Annotated in this window: 5 protein-coding genes and 1 pseudogene; 3 read left to right on the top strand and 3 right to left on the bottom strand. The window is 73.1% G+C overall.

Annotated features, from left to right (window positions below):
* Positions 1 to 124: 124 nt before the first annotated feature.
* From ACFY3N_RS36520 to ACFY3N_RS36510, 3 genes and pseudogenes are all read left to right on the top strand, one after another.
* Positions 125 to 466: pseudogene (locus ACFY3N_RS36520) on the top strand (MerR family DNA-binding protein); the annotation flags it as partial.
* A 5-nt stretch (positions 467 to 471) separates the two neighbouring features.
* Positions 472 to 786, top strand: coding sequence for a thioredoxin family protein (locus tag ACFY3N_RS36515; RefSeq protein ID WP_390821079.1), 315 nt, complete (start codon positions 472 to 474; stop codon positions 784 to 786).
* 169 nt (positions 787 to 955) lie between these two features.
* Complete coding sequence (locus ACFY3N_RS36510; protein ID WP_390821078.1) at positions 956 to 3187, top strand: HelD family protein; 2232 nt, start codon at positions 956 to 958, stop codon at positions 3185 to 3187.
* A gap of 16 nt (positions 3188 to 3203) precedes the next feature.
* On the opposite strand, the gene glgB is transcribed toward ACFY3N_RS36510, so the two are convergent.
* The 3 genes from glgB to ACFY3N_RS36495 form a co-directional block, all read right to left on the bottom strand.
* On the bottom strand, positions 3204 to 5774 hold the full coding sequence (glgB, locus tag ACFY3N_RS36505; RefSeq protein WP_390821077.1) for a 1,4-alpha-glucan branching enzyme: 2571 nt from the start codon (positions 5772 to 5774) through the stop codon (positions 3204 to 3206).
* A gap of 33 nt (positions 5775 to 5807) precedes the next feature.
* Positions 5808 to 7220, bottom strand: coding sequence for a maltokinase (locus ACFY3N_RS36500; protein WP_390821076.1), 1413 nt, complete (start codon positions 7218 to 7220; stop codon positions 5808 to 5810).
* A gap of 255 nt (positions 7221 to 7475) precedes the next feature.
* Positions 7476 to 7675 (bottom strand): alpha-glucosidase C-terminal domain-containing protein (locus tag ACFY3N_RS36495; protein WP_390821075.1); only part of this gene is annotated, 200 nt, incomplete at its 5' end.

Raw genomic sequence — 7675 nt, 5'->3', positions numbered from 1 at the left:
GCCTTCCCCCCGCCCCACTGGGGTCGGGCCCCCGGTTTGTCTCGGGGGGGGGGGCCCCCCCCCCGGGGGCCCCCCCCCGCGCCCGGCGCCCCCCCCCCCGCCGCGCGCCGCGCCCCCCCCCCCACGCACCGGCAACGGATACCGGACCTACGACGAGAGCGATCTGAGGCTGCTGCGGCAGATCCGGACGCTCCAGGACTTCGGGTTCGACCTGGAGGAGACCCGGCCCTTCGTGGAGTGCCTGCGGGCCGGGCACCCCGAGGGCGACTCCTGTCCCGCCTCGCTCCAGGTCTACCGGCGCAAGCTGGACGAGCTCGACGCCCTGATCGGCGAGCTGCGGGCGGTGCGGGCGAAGGTCGGCGAGCAGCTGGCGCGGGCGGAGTCGGCACGGGACGTGCTGGCCGCCGACGCGGCGGTTCCGGGTGGTCCGGAGCCGGTGTGCGAACTGGGAGGGGAGCTGCGGTGAGAGGTGTGCCCGAGGTGACCGACGCGGACTTCGCGGCGGAGGTGATCGGCTCGAAGCTGCCGGTGCTGGTGGAGTTCACGGCCGACTGGTGTCCGCCGTGCCGGCAGATGGCCCCGGTGCTGAGCGCGCTGGCCGCCGAGGAGGACGGCCGGCTGAAGGTCGTCCAGCTGAACGTGGACGCCAATCCCGGGACGACCAACGCCTACAAGGTGCTGTCGATGCCGACCTTCATGGTGTTCCGCGACGGGGAACCGCTGCGGTCGATGGTGGGGGCCAGGCCCAAGCGGCGGCTCCTGGAGGAGCTGGCGGACGTGCTCTGACCTGGTACGCGATACGAGAAAACCCCCGGGCAATTGCGCCCGGGGGTTTTCTTTGCGTATATTCATTGATTCGCGACTTCGTTTTCGGAGAAGTCGCGGTGAAGTTCAGTGACCACAGTATATCCGGGCGGGAGCGGAATTGTCAAACACCGAATTTCCGGACGATGAATTGCGGCGGGAACAGCAATTCGTCGACGGACTGTACGCACGCGTGGACGCCCTGCGCGGCGACACCGAGGTGTCCGTCACGGAGGCGCTCGCCCAGGGGCACACCCCCCGGCAGGCCAGGCTGGAGCGGGACATCCTCGTCGCCGAGCGCTCCGGGCTGCTCGCCGCGCTGAACGCCGTGGACGGCTCCCTCTGCTTCGGCCGGATCGACCTCGCCTCCGGCGACACCCACCACATCGGCCGGATCGGCCTGCGCGCCGACGACGCCGAACGCACGCCCGTCCTCATCGACTGGCGCGCCGCCGTCGCCCGCCCGTTCTACCTGGCCACCGGCCACACCACGATGGGACTCAGGCGCCGCCGGCACATCTCCACCGCGGGCCGCCGGGTCACCGCCCTGCACGACGAGATCCTCGACCTCGGCGACGAGACCCGCACCGGCCACGAGGACCCGACCGGCGACGCCGTGCTGCTCGCCGCCCTGAACTCCGCGCGCACCGGCCGCATGGGCGACATCGTGCGCACCATCCAGGCCGACCAGGACCGCATCATCCGCGCCCCGCACCGCGGGGTCCTGGTGGTCGAGGGCGGCCCCGGCACCGGCAAGACCGCCGTCGCCCTGCACCGCGCCGCCTACCTCCTCTACGAGCACCGCGAGCTGCTGGCCCGCCGCGCCGTCCTGATCGTCGGCCCCAACCCGGCGTTCCTCGGCTACATCGGCGAGGTGCTGCCCAGCCTCGGCGAGACCGGGGTGCTGCTCGCGACGGTCGGCGAACTGTTCCCCGGCGTGCGGACCACCCGGACGGACACCCCCGAGGCCGCCGCCGTCAAGGGCCGCGCGGAGATGGCCGGCGTCCTCGCCGACGTCGTACGCGACCGGCAGGCACTGCCCGACCCGGTGATCGCGATCGAGCACGACCGCGAGGTCCTCATGCTCGACGACGGCCTGGTGAACGTCGCCCGCGAACGCACCCGCGCCGCGAAACTGCCCCACAACGTGGCCCGGGAGCACTTCGAGGGCCACATCCTCAACGCGCTCACCGACATGGTCGCCGAACGCATCGGCACCGACCCCTACGACGGCTCCAACCTGCTCGACCCCAGCGACATCACCCAGATCCGCGACGAACTCGCCGACAACCCCGAGGTCTGGTCCGCGATCGACCGGCTGTGGCCGAGGATCACCCCGCAGCGCCTGGTCGCCGACTTCCTCGCCGCCCCCGAGGGGTACCTCCCCGAGGAGGACGCCGCCGCGGTCCGCCGCCCCGTCACCCGGCACTGGACCGTCTCCGACGTCCCCCTGCTCGACGAGGCCGCCGAACTCCTCGGCGAGGACGACCGGCTCGCCCGCGAGCGCGCCGCACGCGAGCGGCGGGCGCAGATCGCCTTCGCCCAGGGCGTCCTGGACGTCTCCTACGCCTCCCGGACGTACGAGTTCGAGGACAAGGAGGACGACGACCCGGACTCCTCCGAGGTGCTGTCCGCGCACGACATCATCGACGCCGAACGCTTCGCCGAACGGCACGAGGAGGACGACCACCGCAGCGCCGCCGAGCGCGCCGCCGCCGACCGCACCTGGGCGTTCGGGCACATCATCGTGGACGAGGCGCAGGAGCTGTCCCCGATGGCCTGGCGGCTGCTGATGCGGCGCAGCCCGACCCGCTCGATGACCCTGGTCGGCGACCCGGCGCAGACCTCCGAGGCGGCCGGCGTCGGCTCCTGGGCGGACATCCTCACCCCCTACGTCGAGGACCGCTGGGAGCACACCCGCCTCGGCGTCAACTACCGCACCCCCGCCGAGATCATGGACGTCGCCGCGGCCGTGGTCCGCGCGGAGCACCCCGGCTTCGAGCCGCCCGGCTCCGTCCGCTCCACGGGCGTACGGCCCTGGGCCCGCGCCACCGACGACCTGCCCGGGGCCGTCGCCGGGGCCGTCGCGGACCTCACCCCCGACGAGGGCCGCCTCGCCGTCATCGCCCCGCGCGCCCTGCACCGGTCCCTGGCCGCCCGCCTCGACGGGGTGACGGCGGGCGCCGAACCCGACCTGGCGCACGACGTCGTCCTGCTCGACCCGCGCCAGGCCAAGGGGCTGGAGTTCGACTCGGTCCTCGTGGTCGAGCCGGGCCGCTACGGCACCAGCGACCTGTACGTGGCGCTCACCCGCGCCACCCAGCGGCTCGGCGTCCTGCACACCGAGCCGCTGCCGGAGCCGCTGGCCGACGCCCTCGGCTGAACCGGGGCCCGGGGGGTCAGGCCGGGCGCAGCCACACCGTCGCCAGGGGCGGCAGGGTCAGGCGGATGCTCGCCGGGAACCCGTGCCGTCCCTGCGGCTCCGGCTTGACCGGGTCCGGACCGGTGACGTCACCGCCGCCGTAGCGGCCGGCGTCGGTGTTCACCACCTCGTGCCAGGCCGGCACGTCGTCGGGGACCCCGATCCGGTAGTCCTGCCGGACCACCGGCGCGAAGTGGGACACCGCGAGCAGCGGGGAGCCGTCGGAGTCGTACCGCAGGAAGGCGAGCACGTTGTCCTCCGCCGCGTCCCCGGTCACCCACCGGAAACCGGACGGCTCGGTGTCGCCCCGCCACAGCGCCGGGGTGTTCCGGTACACGGTGTTGAGGTCCCGCACCAGGTCGCGCACCCCGCGGTGGTGGGCCTCGGCGCCGTAGTGCGGGTCCAGCAGCCACCAGTCGGGGCCGTGCGCCTCCGACCACTCGGCGCCCTGCGCGAACTCCTGCCCCATGAAGAGGAGCTGCTTGCCCGGATGGGCCCACATGAAGCCCAGGTAGGCGCGGAGGTTGGCGCGCTGCTGCCACCAGTCGCCGGGCATCTTCGACACCAGGGACCGCTTGCCGTGCACCACCTCGTCGTGGGAGATCGGCAGCACGTAGTTCTCGCTGTAGGCGTACACCATCGAGAAGGTCATCTCGCCGTGGTGGTACCGGCGGTGGACCGGCTCGTGGCTCATGTACTGGAGCGAGTCGTGCATCCAGCCCATGTTCCACTTCAGCCCGAACCCGAGCCCGCCGAAGCCGCTGGGACCCTTGTGGTGGGTGGCCCGGGTGACGCCGTCCCAGGCCGTGGACTCCTCCGCGACGGTCACCACCCCCGGCACCCTGCGGTACACGGTCGCGTTCATCTCCTGGAGGAACGCCACCGCGTCCAGGTTCTCCCGGCCGCCGTGCTCGTTCGGCGTCCACTGGCCCGGCTCGCGCGAGTAGTCGAGGTAGAGCATGGAGGCGACGGCGTCCACCCGCAGCCCGTCGATGTGGAACTCCTCGCACCAGTAGAGGGCGTTCGCCACCAGGAAGTTGCGCACCTCGCGCCGCCCGAAGTCGAACTCCAGGGTGCCCCAGTCGGGGTGCGCGGCCCGCAGCGGGTCCTCGTGCTCGTAGAGCGGCCGGCCGTCGAACTCGGCCAGCGCCCACTCGTCGCGCGGGAAGTGCGCCGGCACCCAGTCCATGATCACGCCGATGCCGGCCCGGTGCAGCGCGTCGACCAGGTACCGGAAGTCGTCCGGGGTGCCGAGGCGGGCCGTGGGCGCGTAGAACCCGGTGACCTGGTAGCCCCAGGAGCCGCCGAAGGGGTGCTCGGCGACCGGCATCAGCTCCACGTGGGTGAAGCCGAGGTCCTTGACGTACGCGGGCAGCTGCTCGGCGAGTTGACGGTACGTCAGACCGGGCCGCCAGGACGGCAGGTGCACCTCGTACACGGAGAACGGCGCCCGGTGCGCGGGCACCTCCGCCCGGCGCTCCAGCCACTCGGCGTCGCCCCACTCGTACGCCGAGGACGTGACGATCGACGACGTGGCCGGCGGCACCTCCGTACGGCGGGCCAGCGGGTCGGCGCGCAGGGTCTTCGAGCCGTCGGGGCGGGTGATCTCGAACTTGTACAGCTCGCCCTCGCCGATCCCCGGCACGAACAGCTCCCACACCCCCGTGGAGCCCAGCGACCGCATGGGGAAGCCGGTGCCGTCCCAGAAGTTGAAGGTGCCGGCCACCCGCACCCCGCGCGCGTTCGGCGCCCAGACCGAGAACCGGGTGCCGGTGACGCCCTGGTGGGTCATCGGGTGCGCGCCCAGGACCGTCCACAGCTCCTCGTGCCGGCCCTCGCCGATCAGGTGCAGGTCGAGCTCGCCGAGCGTGGGCAGGAAGCGGTACGCGTCCTCCGTCTCCTGCACCGTCCCCTCGTACGTGACGAGGAGCCGGTACGCCGGGACCGCGCCCAGCGGCAGCAGTCCCGAGAAGAAGCCGTCGCCGTCGTCGTGCAGCTCGACGGTGAGGCCCCCGGAGACGACGGTCACCGCGAGGGCGTACGGCCGGAACGCCCGGAAGACGACCCCGCCGGGCACCGGATGCGCGCCGAGCACGGAGTGCGGGGAGTGGTGCGTCCCGCTCAGCAGCCGCTCCCGGTCGGCGGCGTCCACGGCGGGGGAGACGGCGATCTCCATCTCGGGCGGGACGGACTGCGCGGCGACGGTCTCCCGCACGGCGGTCTCCCGCGCGGCGGCCTTCTTCGCGGCGGCCTTCTTCACCGCCGTCTTCGGGGCCGCCGCCTTCTTGGCCGCGGTCTTCCTGGCCGCCGTCTGCTTCACGGCTGTCTTCTTGGCCGCGGTCTTCTCGGCCGTCGTCTGCTTCACGGCTGTCTTCTTCGCCGTGGCCTTCTTGGCCGTGGCCTTCTTCGGCGCCGCGGTCGCCTTCGTCGCCGTCGCCTTCTTGGCCACGGCCTTCTTCGCTGCCGCGGCCGTCTTCTTCGCGGCCTTCTTCACCGGCTCGGCCGGCTGCTCCGGATGCGAATCGCTGGACTCGGGGCGGGGGGTCACGGGCGAGGCCTCCTGGACGCGGGGCGGATGGGGTCAGATCAGGTCGGTCGAGGCGAGCCGGTGCACGGCGGCCAGCGGCACGGGCAGCCACTCGGGACGGTGCCGGGCCTCGTAGACCACCTCGTAGACCGCCTTGTCGGTCTCGTACGCGCGCAGCAGCACCGGATCGGTGCGCGGATCCCGGCCGGCCGCCTCCGCGTAGCCGGAGCAGTACGCCGCCCGGCACCGGGTGGCCCAGTCCGGCTGCGGCGGGTCCACCGAACGCGCCGCGTAGTCGAAGGACCGCAGCATGCCGGCCACGTCCCGCACCGCAGGCTGCGGCATCCGCCGCTCGGCCAGCGGACGGGCCGGCTCACCCTCGAAGTCGATCAGCGACCACTCCCCGGCCGGGGAGCGCAGGCACTGCCCGAGGTGCAGGTCGCCGTGCACCCGCTGGGCGGTCCAGACGCGGCCCTCGGCGGCCAGGTCGTCCAGCGCCGTGAACGCCGAGCGCAGCCCGTCCGCGTACGGCCGCAGCGCGGGCACCGCGTGCACGGCCGCCTCGAGCCGCTCGGTCATGCCGGCGACCAGGGAACGGAGCTGGACGTGTCCCAGCGTGACCGTGGGCAGCGCGCGGGCCAGCGCGGTGTGCACCTCGGCGGTGGCCCGCCCGAGAGCCCGCGCCTCGGCGACGAAGTCCTCCCCCTTGGCCAGCTCCCGCAGCGCCAGCTCCCAGCCGTCCGTCGCACCCTGCACGAACGGCTGGAGCACCCCGAGGACGTACGGCTCGACCGCCGGGCCGGGCGCCCCGCCGGGCTCCGCGACCAGCCAGGCCGTCGGCGGGGGCACCCGGGGGCAGCCCTCGCGGGCCAGCGCCAGCGGCAGCTCCAGATCGGGGTTGATCCCGGGCACGACCCGGCGCAACAGCTTCAGGATGAACGTATCTCCGTAGACGACCGACGAGTTCGACTGCTCGGCGGTCACCAGGCGCGGCACCAGACCGGACCTGATCTCCTGGCGCGGGTCCCGCTCGAAGCGGAGCCCGCCGATCCGGGCCTGGGTGCGCAGGGCCTCCAGGAGCAGTTCGGCGGGCCGGGTGTCGTGCAGGGCCTCGTAGACCGTCCGTCCGGCCAGCGGGCCCTGCGTCACATGACCGATCAGCGCGGGCGCCAGCCGGGGCGGCAACGCCTCGCGCACGCCTATGAACAGCTGGTAGCAGTCGCCGGGCTGCTCGGGGCCGCCGTGGCCCGGCTGGAGCGGCTGGTGGGCGCGCACCAGCAGGTGGTACAGGCCCAGCTTGGCCGTGGGCGGCAGCAGTTCGGTGGCCGCGACCAGGGAGAACCCGCTGACGGGGCGGCCCTTGCCCGCGAACCAGCGCTGCCGCGGCAGCCACTCCCTGAGCAGTGGATCCAGTGACGCAAGGAGGCCGGGCGGGGTCGTGACGGTGCGGGTGACGGCTTCCGACATGGCGTCGCGTTCCTTTCCGCGTCGGTTGCGGAGGAGCGTCGGGTTGCGTGAAGGGTGCCCAGGGCGGGACGGAGAAAACCGTCCCGCCCTCATGGTGGCCAGAGGCCTCACCGGCGGATGCGGAGCCGGAACCATTGGCGTGCACGCCGCCCCAAGCGGGAGCGTGTCCTTGCCGATCACTCGGGAAGGTTTCACGCGACAAGCGCGTGCAGTTGATGACCGAGCCACCCGCCCGGCGGGCTCGAACCCTGTTCATCAGGGTGGAGTAACCATATCACTACTCACCGTGCTCTCGTGTCGCAGGCGGAACCAGTAGAAGCCGTGGCCCCCGAGGGTCAGCAGGTACGGCAGTTCGCCGATGGCCGGGAAGCGCACCCCGCCGAAGAGCTCGACCGGGTGCCGTCCCCCGAAGGCGCTGAGGTCGAGCTCGGTGGGCTGGGCGAAGCGGGAGAAGT

It is taken from the genome of Streptomyces sp. NPDC000348, from assembly GCF_042898795.1.
In the GTDB taxonomy this organism is placed as follows: domain Bacteria; phylum Actinomycetota; class Actinomycetes; order Streptomycetales; family Streptomycetaceae; genus Streptomyces.
The sequence above is the reverse complement of the archived record's forward strand: the minus strand, read 5'-3'. Positions and strand labels throughout refer to the sequence as shown.